23 protein-coding genes are annotated in these 22,041 nt (G+C 66.7%); 6 read left to right on the forward strand and 17 right to left on the reverse strand.

Annotation, left to right across the window (positions count from 1 at the left end; genetic code table 11):
* From ASE48_RS22660 to ASE48_RS22695, 8 genes are all read right to left on the reverse strand, one after another.
* Positions 1-195 carry a ferredoxin gene (locus ASE48_RS22660; protein WP_057169424.1) on the reverse strand — a complete coding sequence of 65 codons (195 nt, stop codon included), beginning with the start codon at positions 193-195 and terminating at the stop codon, positions 1-3.
* On the reverse strand, positions 192-1,394 hold the full coding sequence (locus ASE48_RS22665; protein WP_057169425.1) for a cytochrome P450: 1,203 nt from the start codon (positions 1,392-1,394) through the stop codon (positions 192-194). The genes ASE48_RS22660 and ASE48_RS22665 overlap by 4 nt, the downstream gene beginning before the upstream one ends.
* Before the next feature lie 117 nt (positions 1,395-1,511).
* Positions 1,512-2,300 (reverse strand): NAD(P)-dependent oxidoreductase, encoded by a 789-nt coding sequence (locus ASE48_RS22670; protein ID WP_057169978.1) that lies wholly within the window; start codon positions 2,298-2,300, stop codon positions 1,512-1,514.
* Between the two features lie 11 nt (positions 2,301-2,311).
* Positions 2,312-3,130, reverse strand: a complete 819-nt coding sequence (locus ASE48_RS22675; RefSeq protein ID WP_057169426.1) for an NAD(P)-dependent oxidoreductase — start codon at positions 3,128-3,130, stop codon at positions 2,312-2,314.
* Positions 3,130-4,005, reverse strand: a complete 876-nt coding sequence (locus ASE48_RS22680; protein ID WP_057169427.1) for an alpha/beta hydrolase — start codon at positions 4,003-4,005, stop codon at positions 3,130-3,132. Before ASE48_RS22680 ends, ASE48_RS22675 begins: the two co-directional genes overlap by 1 nt.
* Before the next feature lie 71 nt (positions 4,006-4,076).
* Positions 4,077-5,735 (reverse strand): thiolase C-terminal domain-containing protein, encoded by a 1,659-nt coding sequence (locus ASE48_RS22685; RefSeq protein WP_057169428.1) that lies wholly within the window; start codon positions 5,733-5,735, stop codon positions 4,077-4,079.
* 1 nt (position 5,736) lies between these two features.
* Entirely contained in the window at positions 5,737-5,988 is a 252-nt protein-coding gene (locus tag ASE48_RS22690; protein WP_057169429.1) for a ferredoxin, read from the reverse strand.
* Positions 5,985-7,268, reverse strand: a complete 1,284-nt coding sequence (locus tag ASE48_RS22695) for an NADH-ubiquinone oxidoreductase-F iron-sulfur binding region domain-containing protein (RefSeq protein WP_057169430.1) — start codon at positions 7,266-7,268, stop codon at positions 5,985-5,987. Before ASE48_RS22695 ends, ASE48_RS22690 begins: the two co-directional genes overlap by 4 nt.
* A gap of 36 nt (positions 7,269-7,304) precedes the next feature.
* On the opposite strand from ASE48_RS22695, the gene ASE48_RS22700 reads away from it, so the two are divergent.
* Positions 7,305-7,778 carry a hypothetical protein gene (locus ASE48_RS22700; RefSeq protein WP_082614371.1) on the forward strand — a complete coding sequence of 158 codons (474 nt, stop codon included), beginning with the start codon at positions 7,305-7,307 and terminating at the stop codon, positions 7,776-7,778.
* 2 nt (positions 7,779-7,780) lie between these two features.
* Here ASE48_RS22700 and ASE48_RS22705 read toward each other — a convergent pair whose 3' ends face one another.
* From ASE48_RS22705 to ASE48_RS22720, 4 genes are read right to left on the reverse strand one after another with little or no spacing between them, the layout of a single operon-like run.
* The gene (locus ASE48_RS22705; protein WP_057169432.1) at positions 7,781-8,704 is read right to left on the reverse strand and encodes an alpha/beta fold hydrolase; all 924 of its coding nucleotides are present in this window, start codon (positions 8,702-8,704) and stop codon (positions 7,781-7,783) included.
* Entirely contained in the window at positions 8,701-9,102 is a 402-nt protein-coding gene (locus tag ASE48_RS22710; protein WP_057169433.1) for a Rieske (2Fe-2S) protein, read from the reverse strand. Before ASE48_RS22710 ends, ASE48_RS22705 begins: the two co-directional genes overlap by 4 nt.
* Before the next feature lie 3 nt (positions 9,103-9,105).
* A complete protein-coding gene (locus tag ASE48_RS22715) occupies positions 9,106-10,251 on the reverse strand; it encodes an amidohydrolase family protein (protein ID WP_057169434.1) in 1,146 nt (381 codons plus the stop codon).
* Between the two features lie 22 nt (positions 10,252-10,273).
* Positions 10,274-11,350, reverse strand: a complete 1,077-nt coding sequence (locus tag ASE48_RS22720) for an amidohydrolase family protein (protein WP_057169979.1) — start codon at positions 11,348-11,350, stop codon at positions 10,274-10,276.
* A 312-nt stretch (positions 11,351-11,662) separates the two neighbouring features.
* Between ASE48_RS22720 and ASE48_RS22725 the strand changes: the two genes are divergently transcribed.
* Both ASE48_RS22725 and ASE48_RS22730 read left to right on the forward strand, forming a co-directional pair.
* Positions 11,663-12,682, forward strand: coding sequence for an acyl-CoA dehydrogenase family protein (locus ASE48_RS22725; protein ID WP_057169435.1), 1,020 nt, complete (start codon positions 11,663-11,665; stop codon positions 12,680-12,682).
* Entirely contained in the window at positions 12,666-13,841 is a 1,176-nt protein-coding gene (locus ASE48_RS22730) for an acyl-CoA dehydrogenase family protein (RefSeq protein ID WP_057169436.1), read from the forward strand. The genes ASE48_RS22725 and ASE48_RS22730 overlap by 17 nt, the downstream gene beginning before the upstream one ends.
* 70 nt (positions 13,842-13,911) lie before the next feature.
* Here the strand turns inward: ASE48_RS22730 and ASE48_RS22735 are convergent, their stop codons facing one another.
* From ASE48_RS22735 to ASE48_RS22755, 5 genes are all read right to left on the reverse strand, one after another.
* A complete protein-coding gene (locus tag ASE48_RS22735) occupies positions 13,912-14,250 on the reverse strand; it encodes a hemophore-related protein (RefSeq protein WP_057169437.1) in 339 nt (112 codons plus the stop codon).
* Positions 14,251-14,496: 246 nt separating this feature from the next.
* Positions 14,497-15,867, reverse strand: coding sequence for a cytochrome P450 (locus ASE48_RS22740; RefSeq protein ID WP_057169438.1), 1,371 nt, complete (start codon positions 15,865-15,867; stop codon positions 14,497-14,499).
* Between the two features lie 49 nt (positions 15,868-15,916).
* Positions 15,917-16,108: a ferredoxin gene (locus ASE48_RS22745; protein ID WP_057169439.1), complete on the reverse strand. Its 192-nt coding sequence runs from the start codon at positions 16,106-16,108 to the stop codon at positions 15,917-15,919.
* A 34-nt stretch (positions 16,109-16,142) separates the two neighbouring features.
* Positions 16,143-17,015: a mycofactocin-coupled SDR family oxidoreductase gene (locus tag ASE48_RS22750; RefSeq protein ID WP_057169440.1), complete on the reverse strand. Its 873-nt coding sequence runs from the start codon at positions 17,013-17,015 to the stop codon at positions 16,143-16,145.
* Between the two features lie 18 nt (positions 17,016-17,033).
* Positions 17,034-17,735 (reverse strand): SDR family NAD(P)-dependent oxidoreductase, encoded by a 702-nt coding sequence (locus tag ASE48_RS22755; protein ID WP_057169441.1) that lies wholly within the window; start codon positions 17,733-17,735, stop codon positions 17,034-17,036.
* Positions 17,736-17,974: 239 nt separating this feature from the next.
* On the opposite strand from ASE48_RS22755, the gene ASE48_RS22760 reads away from it, so the two are divergent.
* From ASE48_RS22760 to ASE48_RS22770, 3 genes are read left to right on the forward strand one after another with little or no spacing between them, the layout of a single operon-like run.
* Positions 17,975-19,486 carry an aldehyde dehydrogenase family protein gene (locus ASE48_RS22760; RefSeq protein ID WP_057169442.1) on the forward strand — a complete coding sequence of 504 codons (1,512 nt, stop codon included), beginning with the start codon at positions 17,975-17,977 and terminating at the stop codon, positions 19,484-19,486.
* Entirely contained in the window at positions 19,483-20,691 is a 1,209-nt protein-coding gene (locus ASE48_RS22765; protein WP_057169443.1) for a CaiB/BaiF CoA transferase family protein, read from the forward strand. The genes ASE48_RS22760 and ASE48_RS22765 overlap by 4 nt, the downstream gene beginning before the upstream one ends.
* A 29-nt stretch (positions 20,692-20,720) precedes the next feature.
* Positions 20,721-21,896 (forward strand): Zn-ribbon domain-containing OB-fold protein, encoded by a 1,176-nt coding sequence (locus tag ASE48_RS22770; protein WP_057169444.1) that lies wholly within the window; start codon positions 20,721-20,723, stop codon positions 21,894-21,896.
* Positions 21,897-22,041: the final 145 nt, after the last annotated feature.

Genomic DNA, 22,041 nt, shown 5'->3' on the forward strand with positions numbered 1-22,041 from the left:
CTACTCTACGATGGCGATCGCCTGCCGAGGGCACTGGCGCACGGATTCGCGTACCTGCGCCTCGTTGTCGGGGGTGACTTCCTCGGTGAGCACGTGCAGGTAGTCGTCATCGTCGAGGTCGAACACCTCCGGGATGATGCCCATGCAGACGCCGTTGCTCTCGCACAGTCCGAAATCAACTTCTATTCTGCTCATTGCAGCCGCCGCACCGGCACGTGCGAGTACCCGGCCACGTTTTGCATGTGAACCCGCTGCAGCCCTTCCCATTTCACCTCGTAGCGAGGCATGAAGTCGAGCAGCTTCTCCAGGGCGATGACGCTCTCCATCCGCGCCAGCGCAGCGCCCAGGCAGCTGTGGATGCCGTAGCCGAGTCCCAGGTTCTGCGCCTCGGTGCGGTCACGTTCGATGTCGAACTTGTCGGCATCGGTGAATGCGTCGGTGTCGCGGTTGGCCGCGGCGCTGAGCAGGAAGACCGCCTTGCCTGCCGGGATCACACCGCTGGGCACGTGTGCCTCCTTGAGCGTGTAGCGCACGTTGTACTGCACGGGGCCCTCGAAGCGCAGCAGTTCCTCCACCGCCGCGGGCACCAGATCCCGGTTGTCCAGCAGCTTCTGCCACTGCTCGGGGTTACGCGCGAACAGCACCATCGCGGTGCCGATCAGTTTGGTGACCGTCTCCGCACCGGCCCCGCCGAGCAGGGTCGCGAAACCGGTGATCTCGATGTCGTCGAGCTTGTCGAGTCGGCCGTCCTCGCGCGGGATCTCGGCGGCGATGAGCCGGCTGATCATGTCGTCGGTCGGGTTCTCCCGGCGCTTCTGGACCAGTGAGTAGTAGTAGATCGCGGTGTCCATGTTGGCCTGCATGCCGGCCTCGGAGGTGCCGATCTGACCGGGCTCGCGCGACAGGCTGGTGTCGATCCAATGGCGCACCATCTGGCGGTAGTCCGGTTCGACACCGGCCATCCGGGTGATCACCTCGACCGGGAACGGCCCGGAGAAGTCCTGCACGATGTCGAAATCGTCGGAGGTGATCAGACTCAGGTAGTGGTCGATCTGCTCGACGATGGTGTCCTTCTGGGCCTGCACGGCCCGCGGCGTGAAAGCTTTGTTGAGCAGGGACCGCATGTGCCGGTGGTCGGGCGGGTCCATGAAGATGATCGATTTCTGCGGCGGTTCGTCGGCCTGCACCATCGCCAGATCGCAACCACGCGATGAGGAGAACGCCTCATGGTCCTTGAGCGCGGCGGCGACGTCCTCGTGCCGGGTCAGGGCATAGAAATCCCGGTCGGGACAGTAGTAGAGCGGCGCTTCGGTGCGCATCCGCCGATAGATCTCGAAGGGGTTGTTGAAGTACTCGTCAGAGAACGGGTCGAACACGAGTTCCGCGGTGGTCATTCTGAGGTCCTCCTCCAGGGTGGCGCTGTCACCCGAAGCGTTACGGAAGGCTGTGAAACTGTAACGCTAACAGTAGTCTTGTCGGGAAGTTTGTGAAACAGTCAATTTCGGGCGAACTCAACGCCCCAGTCCTGCGTCGACGACGGCGTTCAGCGCGCCCAGATCGGTGCCGAGTTCGGCGACCGTCTGCCTGATCACCGCGACGTCCTTGCCGATGAATTCGCCGACGGCGGAGACGAAGGCGGCGGTCGAGCCGGCACGCGCCACATTGTCCAGCGCCCGGCTGGCACCGCTGCCGTGCGGCAGCGCGGCCAGCAGTGCGGTTTCGTCCACCCCGAGGTGGCCCGCCAGCTGGGCCGCTTCGGCCAGCAGACCGATCTGAGCGGCGAACAGGGTGTTGTTGATCAGCTTGACCTTCTGGCCCGTACCGAGCGCGCCGACGTGCAGAACCGGGCTGCCGTAGGCGGCCAGCACCGGCTGCGCCCGCTGCACCGCATCATCGGTTCCGCCGACGAACAGGGTGACCTGACCGGCGGCGATATCGTGCGGGCCGCCGCTGACCGGGGCATCGACGACGTCGATGTGCGGTGCCAGGTCCCGCAGGTGCTCGACGGTGCGGGGGCTGCCGGTGGTGTGCACGATCAACACGGCACCGGCCGGCACCGCCGCCAGCAGCGCGGGGTCGGCGACCGCGCGTACCTGCTCGTCGGTGAACAGGCAGATCACCACCGCCTCAGCGCGCTCGATGACGGCGGCGATATCGGCGACCGGGGTGGCGCCGAGTTCGGCGATGGCCCGGCGTTTGTCCTCGGTGCGACCGAGCGCGCGCACCTCGTGGCCCGCTTCGGCGAGCCGGCGGACCATCGGGGAGCCCATCCGGCCCGCGCCGATGAATCCGACGCGCACGCACGCGCCCATCAGCGCGGGTGTTCCATGAGCTGCAGCGCGGCGTCGGCGGCGTCGAACACCGCACCCTCGGGGGCCGATGCCTTGCCCGCGAGCGTCGCGGCGTGCCGGCAATCCTTCTGCAGCAGCGCACCGGCGATCGGGGCGAGATTGTCCAGGCTGCCGCCGAAGGCGGCGATGCTGCTCAGCGCCTTGCTGGTGGCCGACCCGCGGGTGACCACCTCGCACAGGCGTTCTCGCGGCACCCCCAGGGACTCACCGAGCGCCAGCGCGCTCATCGCTGCGCCGAGGTTGGCGGTGAACAACAGATTGTTCAGGATCTTGGCGACCTGCCCGCTGCCCAGCGGGCCCAGATGCACGATGGGATCGGCGTAGGTGGCGAACACCGGACGCGCCTTCTCCGCATCGGCTTCCTCGCCGCCGATCATCACCAGCAGAGTGCCCGCCTCGACGGCGGGGCCCCCACCGCTGACCGGGGCGTCGATCACCGAGACGCCCTTGGCGGCGGCCAATTCCGCGATCTCTGAGCAGGTGTCGGGGTGCACGGTGCTGTGGATGGCGATGATGCCGCCGGGCGCCAGCCCGGCCAGCACACCGTTCTCGCCGGAGATCACCTCGCGAACATCGTCGTCGCCGACGACGCACAGGCACACCAGATCGCTTGCGGCGCCCAGTTCGGCGGGGGTGCCTGCCGTTTTCGCCGCAGTGTCCGCGTAGGGCTCCAGCGATGCGGCGCGACGGGCCCACAGCGTGAGCTCGAAGCCGCCTTCGACGATGCGGCGGGCCATCGGCCCACCCTGACTGCCCAGTCCGATGAATCCAACGCGCATCAACCAGCCTCCGCTTCTCTCACGCCACCGGCACCGGCGGCGATACATTCTTCGACAAATGACAACACCCGAAGGTGGTAGGTCTGCGCCGACAGTCCGACGCTGAGATTGTGTCCACTGTCCGGCATCTCGTTGATCGCCACCCGCGGCGCAGCACCGAACAGGCCGGCGATTTCGGTCAGCGCCGATGCCGAGGTGTCCCAGACGCGTTCGTGGTCGGCCGCGCTGTACTGGACGGGCACCCGCACCGCGGCGGCCAACTCCGGAAAGTCCCGGCGCGACCAGTTGGCGGTCACCGGGCCCTCGTAGGCGACGCCCGGCACGGACAGCGCGCCGGTCAGCACCTCGCCCGGATACAGTTCGGCGGGTTCCCACAACAGTTCCCGTAGCCCCACCGGTCGGCGGGTCAACGTCGCCTGGCTCAGGATCTCCTTGGCTTCGGGACGGTAATGCAGACCCGTCCCGGCGAGTTCGACCCCGTGTACGCCGGCATCGGCGACCGTCATCCGCAGTGCCAGTTCACATCCCAGTGAATGCGCGAAGACGAAGACACCCGCCCCGCGCGCACCCTCGGCCAGGATCTTGTCCACCGCACCGGAGGCGAGCGCCACCCGGGCGGCCGGCTCGGCCATGGTGTCCTGGTACAGCGCCGAGGCGCCGTAGCCGGGACGGTCCAGGGCGATAGCGGTGAAGCCCTGCGCGGCCGCGGTCCGCAGCAGCGACAGGTCTGCCCGGCCGGGACAGTCGAAGTACGCCGACGTGGTCGCCCCGCCGTGGATGGCGACGATAACCGCGCGCGGCTCGGGGACGGTGGTCACCAGAGCGGACATCGGCACGGAACCGACCATCACCACCCGGGGCCGTGGCTGAATCATTGCTCGGCTCCCGCTCGCTCCGGTCCTCGCTCGTACCTCGCTGCGATCCTCACTCCCGCTCGCCTTCGCAACTAGTCATCGGTCCGCAGCAGCAACACACCACTGGGGGTCAGGCCGCCGCTACTGGCCACCGCCACCTTCGCACCGGCGACCTGCCGGTCTCCGGCGTCACCGCGCAGCTGGGTGACCGCCTCATGGATGAGGCCCATCCCGTGCGTACGGCCGTGGGAGAGCTGGCCGCCGTGCGTGTTCAGCGGGATGACGCCGTCGCGAGCGATGGCATGGCCACCGTCCAGGAAGTCCTTGGCCTCACCGATGCCGCAGAAGCCGAGCGCCTCCAACCAGGACAAACAGTTGAAGCTGAACCCGTCGTACAGTTCGGCGACGTCGACATCGCTGGGCCGCAACGATGTTCGCGACCACAGGTGAGCGGACTGGCCGAGTACCTGCGGCTCATGGGTCAGCGTGGTCTGATCCCAGTCCAGGCGCTCGATGATCTGGGTGCCGACGGCCTCGACCCGGATCGGTTTCTGGGGCAGGTCGCGCGCGACGTCGACGGCAGAGACGATGACGGCAACGGCACCGTCGCAGGGCACATCGCAGTCGTACAGCCCGAACGGGGTGGTGATCATGCGCGCGGACAGATAGTCGTCCATCGTCATCGGGTCGCGGTAGATGGCCGTCGGGTTGAGCGCGGCGTTGGCGCGCTGATTCAGCGCGATCCAGCCGAGCGTCTCGCGGGTGGTGCCGTACCGGTGAAAGTGCCGGGAGGCGTTCTGCGCCAGCGTGTGCGCCGCCGAGATACCGCCAAAGGGTTGTTGCCAGCCGCTGGCGCGGGCGCCGCCCGGCGGGGACATCTTGCCTTCCTTCATCAGCTGCTGGAAGGTGGCCTCCCACAACGTGCGGAAGCACAGCACGTGACGCGCCATCCCGGTGGCGACGGCCATCATCGCGGCGATGACCGATCCGCCGGGCCCGAACGTGTCCATGCCACCGTTGATCCAGGTCGGCCGCAGACCGAGCGCACCCTCGAGCGCGCTGACACCGCCTTCGCCCATCCCCGCGATGTCCAGGCCCGGATAGGTGGACAGGCCGTCGATGTCGTCGAAGGTCAGACCGGCGTCGGCGACCGCTGCCTCGCACGCCTCGATGGTCAGTGACAGCGGCGCCGCCATCAGCCGCCGCCCCAGTCGGGAAGCGCCGATGCCGGTGATGGCCGCCTTGTCCTCGAACTTCTCGCTTGTCAGCATCGGCCGGACATGCTTGGCGAAATCCTTTGGGGGAATCAGGTCCTCGGGCAGCGCGGTCGGGGCGTCGGGATCTGCGGCCGGCGTGAACACCGGCAGCCAGACATCGTCGACATGCTGGAAGGCCACCTCGACGGGCTGGCCGATCTCCAGGTCCTCGGCGTCGCAGTCCACGATGTTGGTGGTCAGCCGGACCCGGGGATCCTCCAGGATGGCGACCTCGGCGATGACATACGGCGGTGGCAGATCGGGAAACCCGAAGCGGTGGTTGACGCTGAAGCCGGACAGCGTGGCCTTCCCCGATACCGCCCGCACGCCCAGATCGTGGCTGCGGCAGTACCGGCAGATCGGTGCCGGCGGGTGGATCAGCGCCTGGCAGGCCTGGCACTCCTGGATTCGTAACTGTCCGTCGGCGCCCGAAGTCCAGAAGAACTCGTTCTGCACCGTGAGTTGGGGCAGTGGCCGGCCGGGAATGGCGGACAAGTCAGCTCCTTGCTGTTGTGGCTGCGGGGTCGGCGGCGTGATCCTGGTCCTGTTTGACCGCCGGGATCTCGATGATGGCGTGCACCGGGCAGTCCAGGAGTGCGCGCATGACCGCGTCGCGATCCTGTTCGGGCACTTCGCCGTTGCCTACCAGGCAGGCGTAGCCCCAGTCGTCCAGGGAGAAGTAGTCCGGTGCGTGTTTGGCGCAGATGCCGAACCCGTCGCACAGGGTCCTGTCGAGTTTGATTCTCATGACACCGCCTCAACTTCGAAGGGACGCACGGCCGAAAACCCGCTGCAGCCGGCGCAACCGCCGTCGAGGTGGGTTTCCACGAGTTCGGGGAACTGATCCAGCAGGCTGGCCGCCACGTTGGCCGCACCGTCGAGCGTCGCGCAGGCGCCGCGTCCGCGCAGCACCACCGACCAGCGGCGCAGCCGGGCCACGTCCTCCGCGGTGGCGGCACCGTCGCGCAGGGCGTCGGTGACTGCGGCCATCGCCGCGGTCCCGTTGAAGCAGGACCCGCACTGCCCGGCATTCTCCCGGTCGAAGTAGGCCAGCACCGAGGCGGCCACGGCGACCGGGCAGTCCTCGGTGAGTATCGCGACGGCGCCGCATCCGAGTCCGCTGCCCAGGGCTCGGACCGATTCATGGTCCAGGGTGGTGTCCACGATCGACCGGTTGAGCAGGCCGGCGAAATATCCGCCCATCAGCGCACCGGTGACCGTGTCGGGATCGACCCCGTGCAGAGCGAGCAGATCCGATGTCGTGGTGCCGTGCGGGATCTCGTAGAGCGCGGGTGGGCGTCCGGCGCCGGTGATGGTGGCCAGGAAGGTGCCGGGGGAGGCCTCGGTGCCGTACCGACGGAACTCGGCCGGGCCGTGGCGCAGGATGAACGGCAGGTGCGCGAGTGTTTCGACGTTGCTCACCAGCGTCGGGTGGCCGGCGACACCCTCCTCGAACACCCGCGGTGGCTTGTCGGTCGGTTTGGCCGGTCCGCCGTTGATCACCCGCACCGCCGCGGACTCCTCGCCGGCGATATACGACGAGTCGACGGTCACCACGCTCACCTGCAGGGTGCCCAGGTGCGCGCCCGCGGCGGCGAGTGCCGACTCCACCGCGGTGGCCGCGTGCGGGTCGGAGACGTACACATAGCCGCGCTCGGCACCGACGATCAGCGCGGCCAGGCGCAGTCCGTCGAGCACCAGATGCGGCCGGTGGCGCAGCAGCCAGCGGTCCTTCACCGAGGCCGGCTCGCCCTCCTCGCCGTTGGCGATCACGACGGTCTGCTTACCGGCGCGCCTGGCGGCCCGCACGGTGGTCAGCTTCACGGCCAGCGGGAACGCCGCGCCACCGCGGCCGAGCAGGCCGGCGGCCGCCACCGCGTCCAGCAGGACGTCGGAGTCGTCGATGTGTTGATACCCACCGGCGTTCGCGTAGTCGGCGAGTTCTTCGGGACCGGAACCGGGCCGCAGCAGCCGCGGTGTGAGGCCGGGCCAGACGTCGACCCTGAGATCGGTCGCGGTGGTTGTCATGATCGGCTGGTCCTTTCCACCGTTAGGCTGACGGCCGTGAGAACCGCAGTGGTGCGCGTCGATGTGGACCCGTCGGGGCGGCTGACGCCCGCACAGCTAGCCGAGGGCATGGCGACGCTCCGGCAACTGTGTGGCCCGATCGGCGCGGAGGTCGTCGATGCCGATCTCTCGGTCATGCCGACCAATCGCCGCGAAGTCGAGGTGCTGCTGGCCGGCGCCGATGCCGACGCGCTGCAGACAACGGTGGTCACGTTGTGCGGCAAGGCTTTCGGCACCGAGGTGGCGCCCGGCGTGCTGACCTTCGTCAGCCGGGGCACCGATGACGACGCGCACGGTGTGCTGGCCGGGTTCGGTCTCAGCGGACAGGTGCGCCGCCATCCCAGCGGACAGGGCTGGGATGTGGTCGAGGTGACGCTGCGCCGAGCGGATCTGGCGCGGGTGCCGGAGAGTCGTATTCACACCGCGCTGGAGGCATCGCTGAACAGCGAGGTGCGCATCCTGGTGCAGTGAGGTCATCGCGAGGCGTCCGGGGAGCCCAGGAAATCCAGAATCGGCGGCGCGGCCTGCACCCAGGTGTCGAACAGACAGAACGTCTTGCCGCCGCTCTGCGCGAACTTCTCCCCGGCGCGCTCCCAGGCGTCCTCGGGCCACGGCGGGTCGATCAGCGTGGAACCCTTGATCAGACAGCTGACTTCCAGGGACGTCCGCTTGGGGTGGTCCCAGTCGTTCTCGCCGCCCCGGATGATCAGGGTGGGAACGGTGATGTTGTCGAACAACTCGTCGGGTACGCCGGGAATGGTCTGGCCGGGCTTCGGCACATAGGCGTTCAGCCAGCGCAGCATCACCTTGAGATAGGCATCGGGGTCGAGGTCCAGCAGACGCCGGCGGTTGGCCGGGTTCTGCTCGATGCGCTCGCGCCACTCGGGGACACTGAGCAGTCCCTCGATGCCCAGACCGCGCACGGCGAGAATGCTGGGGGTGACGTAGTGCCCGCCGAGCACGAACGATCCGTACACGCCGCCGACGATGTTCCACACCACCAGTTTCCGGACGATCTCCGGATACAGCATGGTGGTCAGCATGGAGTCCCTGGCGCCGCCGGACCCACCGAGGATGATGCAGGGACCGACGCCCAGTTCGGTGATCAGCTGATACAAGGTCTCGGCCCGCATGTGTGATTCGCTCAGCCCGTAGAACTGCACATCGGACTTGCCGCAGTTGGGCCGGTCCCACAGCAGCACCCGGTAGCCGCCGGCCACCAACGCCTCGGCCAGCGGCCGCAGTCCGGGGATGTCCTTGCTGAACCGGCCGCCCGGTGTCAGGGCGATGAATTCGCCGGTGTCGCCCAGGATTTCGTAGACGACGTTGCCGCCGTTGATCTCGATGGACTGCTCACCGTTTTCGAGGTTCGGCCCCGTCTCGGTTGTCGCTGTCATGCCTGCACCAGCACATCGTTGCCGACGACCCGCACCGGGTAGGTGCGGATGCTCCACTCCGGTTTCACCGCGGTGGTGCCGGTGGCCAGTTCGAAGCCCCACTGGTGCCACGGGCAGAAGATGTATTCCTTGTCGCGCACCATGACTGCGTCGCCGGGCACGTTCTCGTCGACGATGTTCAGACCGCGTGCCCGGCCCGAACACAGCGGGCCACCCTCGTGCGGGCAGTAGTTCGCAATGGCGTAGAAGGTGCCGTTGACGTTGTAGACGCCCACGCCGTGGCGGCCGATGGGCACGAGTTTGTGTGCGCCGTGCGGAATCTCGTCGACCGTGGCGACGATGTGCTCGCGTCCTTGTGCCAGGCGGGGCTCACGCCCAGCCTCCGTTTCGCTGTTCATGGTTTAGAAGACCCGGACCTGGCCCTCAAGTGCCGGCACAGTCTCCGGCACGTTCCGGTAGGTCGACATCCCGTTGCGGAACATGATGGGTTCGCGGGCATGCTCGGGCAGGTGCTTGACCAGCCAGCGTGGGTCGTCGAACGTCCAGTGCGGGTAATCGCTGCTGAACAACAGGATTTTTTCGCACTCCATCCACTCGAAGGCGCGGGTCAACTCGGTCTTGTCCTCCGGGTAGTCCAACGGTTGAGTGGTGAACTTGATGTGGTCCTTGACGTACTCACTGGGCTTGCGCTTGATGTCCACCCACGACTTCCGGGCCTCGTAGAGCGCGTCCATCCGCCACATCAGCGGCAGGATCCAGGTGAACGCGTGCTCGACGAAGACGATCTTGAGCGTCGGATGGCGGTCGAAGGTCCCGTCGAAGATCAGGCTCATCACCTGATTGGCCGCCAGCAGCGAGTAGGTGACCATGAAATCGTGGTTGTAGCTGGGCAATCCGACCGGCGGCATGGGCAGCTCGTCGTAGTGGCTGCGCGACAGGTGGCAACTGACCGGGATATCGTGTTTGGTGGCCGCGGCCCAGATGGCGTCGTACTTGGGGTTGCCCCATGACGGACGCGGCTCGGCCTTGATCAGGATCTGCGACATGAAGGGGTGATCGGCCCAGCGCTCAATCTCCTCGACGCTCTTCTCGGGCTCCTCGATGGCCAGGCAGATCGATCCACGCCAGCGCTCGTGCCAGTTGTTCTGCGGGTCCAGCCAGTGATGGGCCTGCCAGTCGTTGAGCGCCATCGACATGGCGTGCTGCGCCTCGGGGATACGCGCGGGGTAGGCGGCGGGCTCCAGGATGGCGATATCCGCGCCGGCCTCCATGATCAGCTGCTTGAACGCCAGTTCGGGGTCGCTGCACGGGAATTGACCGTCAGGGGGGAACGAGTCCAGGCGCATGGCATAGGAATGCGCGTAGTCGGGGGCGTCGTAGTAGATCTGGTCGCCGACCTTGTGGGTGCCGAAGTACTTGCTGCGCCACGGCTCGGGGAGGTACTGGCCGAGTTCGCCCGAGCGCGGGGCCGGATGGACATCGGAGTCGACGCACCGCACGGCGATGCGCTCGGTGGCAGGTACCCGCGGATTGGCTGTGGTGGTCATGATGTGTGCCTCCTCGTTCCCTCTACTGTGCCCCAGCGGCGGACGCGATGACCGGGCTTTGGATCCCGTACAGTTCGGCCGCGTTGCGCCAGCACAACTTGTCCCGTTGCTCGGCGCTGTAGCTGCTCGGCACCGAGAGCTCGTTGAGCTGCCAGTGCGGATAGCTGGACCCGTACATCACCATGTCGTCCTTACCGGTGAATCCGGCCCACTCGCCGGCGAAGTCGACGTCACCGGGTCCGTCCAGCGCGCCCTGCACGAAGAAGACGTGGTTGGGGAGGTAGTCGCTGGGCATTTTGGGTGCCCACGGGGTCTGCTCGAGATGTGGCCGGCCGAAGCAGTCCATCCGCCACATGAATGGCGTCAGCAGGTCGGCGGCACCGTCGGCCCAGACGAATTTCAGCTCGGGCAACCGCTCGAAGACGCCCTCGGCGATCATGTTCATCAGGTGGTAGAGGAAGTTCAGCGCCGTGAACCCGACGTACTGCTCGTAGGTGCGGGTGATTCCGTTGGGCGTGGGCGGCAGTGCGACACCCGAGCCGACCTCGAAGTGCACGGCGACCGGCAGCCCGGCGTCGACGGCGGCTTCCCACAGTGGCCAGAACTGTGGCTTGCCGTAGAGCTCGCGGGACTGCAGTGGAATACCGAGTTGCACCACCTGCGGGTGGTCCTTGTATTTGTCGATCTCGCGCAGCGCCCCGGTGATGTCGTCGGGGTTGACCCGGATGGTACCGCGGAAGCGGTCACCGAATTCGTCGTGCGCCAGCCAGCGGGTCACCATCATCTCGTTGTGCGCCGCGGCGAGCGCGGAGCCGAGGTGACGGTCGGGCATGATGCCGCGCGTCATCGGATGCAGGATCGCGATGTCCACACCGCGGTCGGTGAACAGATGCTTGGCCGTGACCGCAGGATCCGATCCGGGGTACTGCCCGTCAGGGCCCGTGGTGCGGGTGGCGTACTCCCCGCCGGGCGCTCCGTACCAGTCCATCTCGTAGTCGGGGAACCCCCGGCTGGCGAACGGTTCCTTGAGGAAGTTCTTGCGAAGGTCCTTGTTCGACTCGACGAAGATGTGCACGCTGGTGTCGATCACAGGGACCATCACGCCACCTGAGTCGACACCGCCCGCACCGTCCTGCAGTTCTTTCACAGTGGTCCATCCTTCAGCTCTGCGGCCGGGCCGTGGGCACAGCCCAGTGCGACGTCTCGAACCCCAGTGTAGATCCTTGTTCTTCAATAGCAAGAATATTGTTCTCCAGCGGATCGCTTACATCGTCGCTGGTGAGAGTGTCTGCTGGTCAGTCGCGTAGCGGGCAGTTAGCGAAACTAGATAGCGTCGAAACGAGAATGTCGAACCCCTTGATGAGAATGCTATTCTCCCAAGGACGGAACTAGTGCAGGCGGGAGGTGCCAGATGCTTCTGGAGTTCGACTCTGATCAGCGGCTATGGCAGGAAACGGTGCGCGACGCGGTGGGCAAACAGTGCCCGGCGTCGCTCGTCCGGGGAATCGCGGAAAAGGGTGATGATCCGACGCCACTGTGGAAGTCGTATCTGGAAGCCGGCTGGACCGAACTGACCGACCCGGAGAACGCGGTCGAACTCGCCATCGTGCTCGAGGAACTGGGCCGGGCCACCGACCCGACGCCCTTCCTGGCCACGCTGTCGCAGTTCGCGCCGCTGGCCGGCGCGCGGTACGACGCCGGGAAAGCCGGGGCCGCGATATACGAAGGTGTCAGCGCCAACTGGAGCCGACAGGGCTGGGAACTGGACGGCACGTCAAAGTTCGTGCTCGATGGCGACCGTGCCGAACAACTCGCAGTGGTGACCCCCGCCGGGGTATTCGTGATCGATTCGCAGGACGTCCGCACGCGGCGACGCGATGTGTTCGATCCGGTGCTGCACGTCGCCGAGGTGACCTTCGACCGGTTGCGGGTGGAGGAGTCCGCCCGCCTCGACCTCGACCCGGCTGCCGCGCTGGCTCTGGTCGAGCGGTCTCGGCACATTGCATTGATGGGTATCGCCATCCACACGGTCGGTGCGTGCCAACGCATTCTGGATCTCGCGCTCGAACATGCCAAGAGCCGCCATCAGTTCGGCGTGCCGATCGGATCGTTTCAGGCCATCCAGCACAAGGCCACCGACATGTATGTGGCGATCGAGCGCGCCCGGGCGTTGTCCTATTTCGCCGCGCTCACCATCGCGGCCGATGACCCACGGCGCCGTATCGCCGCCGCCATGGCCAAGGCCAGCGCGGGGGAGTGCCAGACACTGGTGTTCCAGCACGGCCTGCAGACCTTCGGAGCCATGGGCTTCACCTGGGAGAACGACCTTCAGTTCGCGCTGAAGCGGGCCAAGGCCGGCGAGCTGCTGCTCGGCGGTGCCGCTGAACACCGCGCCCTCATCGCCGAGGAGTTTGATGCAACTCGAATTTGATCCCGACGTCGAAGAGTTCCGCGCCGAGTTCTCGGCCTTCCTCGATGAGCACATGCCTTCTGCGGCAGATACTCTGGAGCGTCCGCGGTCGGTGTCACACATGCCGCAGTGGGCACGCGACTGGCAGCGACTGTTGTTCGACAACGGCTGGCTGCTGCCGGCGCAGCCCCCCGAATTCGGCGGCCGCAACGCATCGGTGCTGCAGAGCTTCGTGCACCTGGAGGAGCTGTGCCGGCGACGGATCTATCACAGCTTCAATCCCCAGGGCGTCAACATCATCGCGGCCTCGCTGTTGACCTTCGGCACCGACGATCAGAAGCAGCAGTGGGCGGTGCCCGTACTCAAGGGTGAGAGAACCGCGTCGCTGGGCATGAGCGAGCCCAGCGCGGGCTCGGACCTCGCGTCGTTGCGCACCAAGGCCGTTCGTGACGGCGACGAGTTCGTGGTCAACGGACAGAAGGTCTGGACCTCGGGTGCGCACGACGCCGACTGGTTGCTGACCTTTGTGCGCACCGATCCGGACGCGCCCAAGCACAAGGGCATCAGCGTGCTGATCATCCCGACCGATACGGAAGGGGTGGTGTGCCGTCCGTTCGCCGACCTCACCGGCGAGGAGAACAAGGACTTCAACGAGGTCTTCTTCGCCGATGTGCGGGTGCCTGCCGAGAACCTCGTCGGCCCGCTCAACGGCGGCTGGAAGGTGGCCAACGGCTCACTGGGCCATGAGCGGACCATGATGTGGCTGGGTTTCGCGGACCGGATCGCCAACTCGATCGGCGATTTCAAGCCGTCCACACCGCTGGAGCGCGATCAGCTGGCGTCCACCATCATGGATTACCAGGCGCTGCGGTTGCTCGGTTCGGTCGGGCTGGCCAAGGCGGCTCGCGGTGAGGTCGACGTGGCCGCGGTGTCGGTGCCCAAGCTGCTCGGCGCCGAGGCCGAACTGCGGGCGGCGAACAACGCCCTGGTGGCGGCCGGCCCGGACGGGCTCATCCACCCGTCGTTCAGCGGGCCGTACGCCCACATGAACCTGGACCATTACTACGCGAGCTGGTTCGAGCGGTATGCGCGGAGCTTCTCCGGGACCATTGCCGGGGGAACCTCGGAGATCCAGCGCAACATCATCGCCCAGCAGGTGCTGGGCCTGCCCCGCGGCTAGCGCACAGCACACACGAAAAAGTCCCGCTCTCCGATACCGGAGAGCGGGACTTTTTTCGGCTTACTACAACTCAGTAGTTGTTGCAGGACGCGGCCAGCTGCTGAACAGCGCCCAGGTAGCTCGCGGCGCCCGGGTAGGCGGCGATCTGGTTGACCGTGTTCTGCCGCTCCACCGGACCGGAGGAGAGGAAGGTCCGCAGCATTCCCAACGCCATCGGCTGCGCGTTGAACTGAGCGGCCAGATCGGGGCGCTCCGCGTTCATGGCACCCATCACCTGGTCGTAATTGCAGGTCGTGTTGATGACCGGACCGAGGTCGGGCTGGGCTGAGGCGATCCCGACCGACATCGGCACCGACAGAGCCAAACCGCCAATCATCACGGCAAGCTTCGTGCGCGACACCTTGAGCATGTGGTTTATACCTTTCCCCACCCGACTGATTCGGGCGACATCCTCCTTGTCGTGGAGGGCATCTAATTTGTTACAGATCTTGTGATTAAAAGGCTAACAGGAGCGACAGTGATCCACGCAAGTCCATTACCCAGCACCAACGCTGGTCAAACGGCTGAGTTCCCGGCTGCAGATGACCGGGACACGAAGTCGGCGCGGGTTTGCCGTCCCCCGGAGGACGCACCCGCGCCGGATTCGTGTGCAGCATCACTTCCAGTCGATGACCGCGGTTTCCTTGCGTTCGGTGATCGGCCGGGCCAGCTCCTGCTCGTCGCAGATGCGCTGCAGGTTGTCCAGCGTCTCGTCCAGGCCGGGTCCCAGCCGCTTGCCGGGGGTGAAGGTGGCGGGCAGGTTCCGCATGCCCTGGATGACACCGATGCTGTCGTAGTGCACCGTGCCCTCGGGATCGCACGTGTAGTCCGGCATCCGGTCGAGCACCGCGGTGAGCATCGACTTGAACACCGTGCGGGCCACATTGGAACCCACACAGCGGTGCACGCCGATACCGAAGCTGAAGTGTCGGTTGCCCTTGCGATCCAGGACGATCTTGTTGGGGTCTTCGAAGACGGATGGGTCGCGGTTGGCCATCGCCCACGAGATCCACAGCCGCTCACCCTCTTTGAACTGGGTGCCCTCGACCTCGACGTCTTCGGCGAAGGTGCGTCCATCGCCGGGGGCCGGGGTGAAGAAGCGCAGGAACTCCTCGGTGGCCGGGTTCAGCAAGGTCTCCCGTTCCCGGCTCAGCAGGCTGCGCTGGTCGGGATTCTCGCCAAGCCATTCCAGCGCGTGCGCGGTCAGCGCGGTGGTGGTGTCGAAGCCACCGCCGATGATCAGGCCCAGGTTGCCCAGGATCTCCATGTCGGGCGCGGGTTCACCGTCGATGCGCAGTTGCAGCAGGGCGTTGATCAGGCCCGGCTTCGGGTTCTCCTTGAACGCGAACATGTTGGTGAGCAGGTCGATACCCATCTCACGGTGCTGTTCGTTGATCTTCTCGCGGTCCGGTGAGTGCTCGGGGGTGTAGACCGAGGCGTGCGTCGGCTCGCTGTAGACGTGCCACTTCTTCAGGTCCAGACCCATCATGGCCAGCGTCAGCACCGCGGGCACCACGTTGGCGAGGTGGTCGACGAAGTCGATCTCGCCGGTCTCGATGTGCTCATCGAGTGCCGCGCGGGTGATCTCGTCGACGAACGGCACCCAGCGCTTGATGGCTGCCGGCGACAGGTAGGGATTCAGTGCACCGCGGTAGGTGCTGTGGTCGGGTTCGTCCATCTCCAGGATGCCGCCGCGCACCGTCTTGGCTCGGCTGGCGACGGGGATGCTGATGCCCTCGTAGCCGGTGCCCTCGCCGGTGAGGTCGTGGTCGTTGGATACCACCGGGCAGCGCGCCAGTTCGAAGACGTGCTTGCTGTCCGCGGCGACCCAGTGCCCGTCGTAGACGTCCGTCCACGCCATCGGGCACCGGGACTGCATCTCCTCGGTGATCTTCTCGAACTGCAACCGGTATTCGGGCGTGTGCCGGTCGAAGTGGTACTTGTTCCGCTTACGCGCGTCATCGGTGGTGACGTCGTCGATACTCACGGCGGTGTCTCCCTTGATTATTGGTGTGGATGGCGCTTGGGTGCGGTCGTCATTCGACGACGATCGCCTGCTCCGGGCAGGAGTGCACGGCTTCGTTGACCGCGTCCTCCTGATCGGCGGGCACCACTTCCGACGTGGGTGAGGCGTGACCGTCGACATCATCGAGTTCGAACGAGTCGGGGGCGATCATCGCGCACAGGGTATGTCCCTGGCAGCGGCTTCCGTCGACCGAAACCTTCACTGCGCCAACTCCTTCCGAGTGATTGGATGCGTCATCAGACGTGGTAGTCGTACCACTTGAGGTAGCCGCCGGCATCGACGCGCAGCTGCATGCCGGTGACGAAGCGGGACTCGTCGGACGCCAGCCACAACACCGCGTTGCTGATGTCCTCGGGCTCGATGTAGTTGACCTTCATGGCCTGCTGCACGCTGAAGACCGGCTCGGCGTCGGCGCGGGTCGGGTTCTCCAGGTCCGGGCGGAACGAGCGGTACATCGGTTCGCTCTGCAACATGTCGGTGTTGCAGTTGGTCGGATGGATGACATTGGCCCGGATGCCGCGGACAGCCAGCTCGGTGGCCAGGTAGTGCACGTACTCGGAGATGAGACGCTTGCTGACCATGTAGCCCATGCCGCCCGGGTCGCCACCGGGGTTGGGCTTGTTGTGGGCGTCCATCAGGGCGGCGGCCGAGGCGGTCGCGACGATCGAGGCGCCCTCCTGCAGGTGGGGCAGCGCGACCTGGATGGCGTTGATGGTGCCGACGAAGTTGGTGTTGATGCCGTCGGTCCAGGCCTGCATCGGTGGCTGGCCCTTCATGGCGGCCACGCCGGCCTGCGCGACGACGATGTCTACCTTGCCCAGTTCGGCGAGCCCGGCATCCAGCGCGCTGCGCAACTCGGCCTCATTGCGGACATCGGCCTGCGCCGTGACGATGCGGCGGCCGGTCTTCTCGACGAAGTTCTTGGTTTCTTCCAGGTCTTCTGCCGTGGCCATCGGGTAGCCGACGGTGTCGTAGTCCTTACAGATGTCGACGGCGATGATGTCGGCGCCCTCTTCGGCGAGCCGAATCGCGTGGCTGCGGCCCTGACCGCGTGCAGCGCCGGTGATGAATGCGACTTTTCCGGCTACCCGGCCTGCAGTGTTCCCCATGATTAGCCCTTCTCGCTTCTAGGTGTTCCGGCCGCCGTTGACGCCCAGGATCTGTCCGGTGATGTAGCTCGCCTCTTCGGAGATGAAGAAGGCGCAAGCCGCTGCGATGTCCTCGGGCTTGCCCATCCGGCGTACTGGGGTCTGCTCGATCTGCTTCTCGGTGTCGCCGAGGAACCCGCGGTCCTCGGCCTTGCGCAGCATGGGGGTGTCGATGAAGCCGGGCGGGACGGCGTTGACGGTGATGCCCATGGGCCCGTACTCCAGCGCCAGCGACTTCGTCAGACCGTTGACCGCGGACTTGGCCGCGACATAGGGCGCCATGAAGGGCTGGCCGGAGTGGGTGCTGGACGACGAGATGTTCACGATGCGGCCCCAGCCGGCTTCGATCATCTCGGGCAGCACGGCCTGGATGCAGTGGAACGTCCCGTTGAGGTTCACGTCGATCACACGCTGCCACTGCTCGAACGTGGTGTCGGTGAAACGGCGGAAGCTGTCCAGGCCGGCCGCGTTGACCAGGATGGAGACCGGCCCCAGCTGGCTGCGGATGCCGTTGAGCGCCTCATCCACGGCGGCGCGGTCGGTCACATTCGCGATGAACGCGTTCTGTGTATCCGAGGGGTTGAGGTCGAGGGTGGCGACGTTGTAACCGTCCGCGCGCAGACGGTCGGCGATCGCACGTCCGATGCCCGACCCGCCGCCTGTCACGACAGCGTTCTTCACCTGTGAGGCCTCCTCAGTGTGGCGGCGATCTCAAGAATCGCCCTTCCGATTATGAGAACCGTACTCTCGGGTCGGGTGGTACCGCAAGATAATGCGCAGGCAATTAGGGAACAAAAGTTTGGCCCGGATGGCAGCTCGTGGCATACGACTAGCGCATCTACGCTTTCTTGCGTTCTCATGAAGCGGATGTAAGATTCGCCCCTGATGAGAATGAAATTTCCATCACAGTGAGGAGCCTGATGTCGGAGACCCCCACGATCACCGCCCGGAACGGCAGTGATTCGGTCAGTGAAACAGCCACCACGAAGGCTGACCGGCGGATGCTGATCGGCGGAGAGCTCGTCGACGCCGCCCGCACCTTCGCCACCGTCAACCCCGCCACCGGCGAGGTGCTCGGGTACGCGCCGGATGCGTCGGTCGCCGATGCCGAGGCCGCCGTCGCCGCGGCCCGTCGTGCCTTCGACAGCTCGGGTTGGGCCACCGATGTGGCGCTTCGGGTGCGTTGCCTGGAGCAGTTCCACGCCGCTCTGCTGGCCAACCGCGACGAGCTCGCCGCCCTGACCACCGCGGAGGTGGGCGCCACCGCCGCACTGAACCTGGGCGCCCAGCTGGATCAGCCGATCGCGATCGTCGAGTACTACACGAACCTGTTGCGCGACTACCCGCTCACCGAGGACCTCGGCCACGTCGAGAGCCGTGGACAGCAGCACCATCGCTGGATCGAGAAGGAAGCCGGCGGCGTTGTCGCCGCGATCATCGCCTACAACTATCCGAACCAGTTGGCGCTGGCCAAGTTGGCGCCCGCGCTGGCCGCCGGATGCACCGTGGTCCTCAAGGCCGCGCCGGACACCCCGCTGATCACCCTGGCCCTCGGCGAGCTCATCGCCAATCACACCGATATCCCGGCCGGCGTCGTGAACGTCATCAGCGGGGCCGACCCACAGGTCGGCGCCGTGCTGACCACCGATCCGGACGTGGACATGGTGACCTTCACCGGCTCCACGCCGACGGGCCGGGCGATCATGGCCGCGGCGAGCGCGACCCTCAAGAAGGTCTTCCTCGAACTCGGCGGCAAGTCCGCCGCAATCGTTCTCGACGATGCCGACTTCGGCACCGCCGCACTGTTCTCCGCGTTCAGCATGGTCACCCACGCCGGCCAGGGTTGCGCGCTGACCTCACGACTGCTTGTGCCGCGCAAGCACCACGACGAGATCGTCGAACTGGTGAAGACCAACTTCGGCCATGTGCGCTACGGGGATCCGACCGATCCCTCCACCTACATGGGTCCGCTCATCAGCGAGAAACAGCGCGACAAGGTCGACGCCATGGTGCAGCGCGCCGTCGCGGCCGGGGCCACCCTGGTGACCGGCGGCGAGAAGAAGGGGCCGGGCTACTTCTATACGCCCACCCTGCTCACCGACGTCGATCCCGACAGCGAGATCGCCCAGGAGGAGGTGTTCGGCCCGGTCCTCGCGATCATCGCCTACGACGATGACGACGACGCGGTGCGGATCGCCAACAACTCCATCTACGGGCTCTCCGGCGCGGTCTTCGGCAGCGAGGAGCGTGCGCTGGCGGTGGCGCGACGTATCCGTACCGGCACCTTCTCGATCAACGGCGGCAACTACTTCAGCCCGGACAGTCCGTTCGGCGGGTTCAAGCAATCCGGTATCGGACGCGAGATGGGTGTGGCCGGACTCGAAGAGTTCCTGGAGGGCAAGACCTTCGCGGTGCCGGTGGCTGCTGAATGAGTAAGCCACTGGACGGAATCCGGGTCCTCGAAGTCGCGATGTACGGGTTCGTCCCGTCGGCGGGCGCCGTGCTCGCCGAATGGGGTGCCGACGTCGTCAAGGTCGAACACGCGGTGACCGGCGATCCGCAGCGCGGGCTGCGCCAGACCGGGCTGCTGCGGGTCGAGGGCGATCCGAACCCGAACATCGAGCACGCCAACCGCGGCAAGCGCAGCATCGGTCTGGACATGTCGGTGCCCGAAGGCAAAGAGGTCCTGCTCGAACTTGCCAGCCGCGCAGACGTTTTCCTCACCAGCTTCCTGCCCGGACACCGGGAGAAGTTCGGTATCGACGTCGAGGACATCCGCAAGGTGAACCCGAACGTCATCTACGCCAGGGGCAGCGCACTCGGGCCGCGTGGCGAGGAGTCGGTCAAGGGTGGCTACGACATGACGGCATTCTGGTGCCGCGCCGGCACCGCCGCGACCATCACGCCGCCCGGCACGCCGGGCATGGTGGGCCCCCCGGGACCCGCCTACGGCGACACCATCTCCGGGACGAACCTGGCCGGCGGTATCGCCGCCGCGCTGCTCAAGCGGGAGCGCACCGGTGAACCGTCAGTGGTGGATGTCTCCCTGCTCGGCAGCGGCCTGTGGGCCCTGGGCCACACCGTGGCGCTGACGAACCACCTCGATCAGCGGATGGAAGCCTTCCCGCCCGGAACGCAGGGTTCGCCGCTCAACCCGCTCGTCGGGCTGTACCCGACCGCCGACGACCGCTACATCTCCTTCGTGATGATGCAGCCGACGAAGTTCTGGGCGGACGTGTGCCGGCACATGGACCTCGACGAGTTGATCGACGATCCCCGCTTCGCCACCGCGGAATCGATCGGTGCGAACACCGCCGCGGCCAACGAGATCCTCACCGAGGCGATGCGCAAGCGCACGCTGCCCGAATGGAGCAAGCGTTTCGCCACCCTCGCCGGTCCATGGGCTCCGGTGCAGGACACCCTGCAGGCCGCCGCCGATGACCAGATCCGATCCAACGAGTACATCGTGAAGGCCGGAGAGCTCGAATTGGTGGCCAACCCGGTGCAGTTCGACGTGACAGCGCCGAGCACCGGGGGAGCCCCGGGGTTCGCCGAACAGACCGACGAGATCCTGCTGGAACTCGGCCTGGACTGGGACCGCATCATCGAGCTCAAAACCGCAGGCGCCGTTACTTAAGTTCGTCCCGAGAGGTACCCACACAGCCCATGCCCTACGTTTCGTCGATCGGTACCTACCTGCCGTGCTGGGGTACCCCCACGCACCGGGTACCCGGCGATGACGAGGACGCGATCACCCTCGCCGTCGAGGCAGGACGCGCCGCCCTGGAGTCCGGCGGCGCCGTCGAGCGGGTGGTGCTCGTCAGCCGCAGCCTGCCCTTGGTGGAGAGCAGCAATGCCGCGGTCCTGCTGGCCGGGTTGGGTCTGGACCCCGAACTCGAGGTCGACGAGCGGTTGGGCGGCGCACCCGCGACCGCCGACGCCGTGAGTTCGGCCCGCCCGCGCACGCTGATCATCGGGGTCGACCTGGACCCTGCCGGTGCCGCCGCCCTGGTGACCGCCGAGCACGGTCTGCAGGTGCGGACCGCCGCGCGGGTGGCGCGCAGCCTGCCCGTGCGCATCCGGACCGAGGCAGGCGGCGTCCAGGACTATGGCGACCCGAGACTCCTGCACGAGCGTGGCCTGATCGCCTCACTGGAAGCCGCCTGGCTGGACACCCCGGCGGCGGTGGCGGGGGTGGATCATCCCCGCGCCGCCGATCTGTGCCTGCCCGACCCTCCGGTACTGCCGACCATGGGCGCCAGCGCCAGTATCTTCGCCCTCGCCGGTATGGCCGACATGGGCAAGACCGGACCGCTGGTCGCTGTCGAGCAGGCCATCCTGTCCGGGATCACGGTCAGCGGCGGACGCGCGGTGACCCATCGCCGTGAGCTGACCGCACGGCCCGCGCCGACCTACACCTATGCAAAGGGCGCGGACATCCCGATCTCGCTGGCCGCCTACGAACGGGCCTTCGAGGCCAAGGTGCGTTGGGAGGCGGGCACATTCGCGGGCAGCGACGAGCTCGACTTCCCGCCCCGTTTCCGGGTGGCCCGCGACGGCACGCTGGCCACCGACTATGCGCTGGTGCCGTTACCGCGCACCGGCACCGTCTACACCGAGGTGACCGTCCACGTCCCGGTCCCCGGGCTGCGCACGCCCTACTCGCTGGTCATCGTCGAGCTCGACGGCGTGGGGGTGCGGGCGCTGGTCAAGGTCACCGGAGTGGAACCGGGCACCGTCGACATCGGGGATCGCGGACGGATGGCGCTGCGCCGGGTCGCGATGCGCTCCGGGGTGCCCGACTACGGGTACGCCTTCGCCCCCGACGAGGCAGTCGCATGAGCGAAGCTTGCGAGCGAATCATCGGTCCGGCATGCGGCAGCAGAGCCTGCGAGGCAGTCGCATGAGCGCATGCTGTCCGGTCGCGTGCGGATATGGCGAATATCGCCACCTTTACCGTAAACCATTCGATACTATCCCTGCCGGC

This window comes from Mycobacterium sp. Root265 (assembly GCF_001428895.1).
GTDB lineage: Bacteria > Actinomycetota > Actinomycetes > Mycobacteriales > Mycobacteriaceae > Mycobacterium.